Consider the following 1,005-nt stretch of genomic DNA (forward strand, 5'->3'; position numbering starts at 1 on the left):
GCGTCTCTTTGCCAGACGGGAACGTGAGGCTCGATGCCTTTCTCCTCGACCATCCAGCCGAGCATTGCTCCAGTGCCGTAAGCGGTATCGCCTACCAGTCGATCAGGCTTGAGCTGGAAACGCTCTTCGACCCGACCGATCATCGTCTTCGTCGACTCGACCTCCTGCGATCTGTGTGCCGGTGTGGCCTCGACATCGACGATGATTCCGGCCCGCAGATCGATCAGGTAGTTGGTGGAGTACGCATAGAAGGCGGGACCTCCTGGCGCGGCGGTATAACGCGCAGCCGGATCGGTCAGCGAGATCTTCTTCGGAGGAGTGGCGGGCTCTGCCTCAAGCGACGCGCTGCCGCTGGTTATAGCACTCTCGTCGAGCGCCGCGAGGTACTCGCTCACCGCACGGCTTGGCCGATCTACTCCGCTCCAGTCGATGCCTTCCGTACCGGCAACACCGCGAGCACGATTGGCATCCGCCTTCACAACACTGGCGTCGACGGCGAAGCCTTCGCCGCCCACAAGCCCTTCGCTCATGCATCGGCGCAGAACCGACTCGAACACGTGACGCAGCGTATCGCTGTCGCGAAAGCGTCCATGCCGGTTCTTTGAAAACGTCGAGTGATCTGGGACCGCGGCGTCCAGACCCAAGCGACAGAACCAACGGTACGCCAGATTCAGATGAACCTCTTCGCACAACCTTCGTTCGGAGCGAATACCGAAGCAGTAGCCCACGATCAGCATGCGGACTATCAACTCTGGATCGATCGAGGGACGCCCTGTGTGACTGTAGAACGGCGCCAGGTGCTGCCGCAGGTCACCAGCGTCAAAGAAGTGATCGATTCCGCGCAGCAGATGGTCGCGTGGCACATGATCATCAAGGTTGAAGGCGTAGAAGAGACTATCCTGACCACCACCTTGTTGACCCATCATGACGATGCGCTCCCGTCGATCGATGTCTACCAGGATACGCAAGATTCCACTTCTCGGGCGAGTTTTTCAACAGAATCGG

1 protein-coding gene is annotated in these 1,005 nt (G+C 59.5%); it reads right to left on the reverse strand.

What is annotated here, in order from left to right:
- Nucleotides 1-926: transposase (locus P3T16_RS34800; protein WP_429345663.1), on the reverse strand; the 926-nt coding region annotated here is incomplete at its 3' end.
- Nucleotides 927-1,005 lie beyond the last annotated feature (79 nt).

Source organism: Paraburkholderia sp. GAS42 (assembly GCF_050436565.1).
GTDB lineage: Bacteria > Pseudomonadota > Gammaproteobacteria > Burkholderiales > Burkholderiaceae > Paraburkholderia.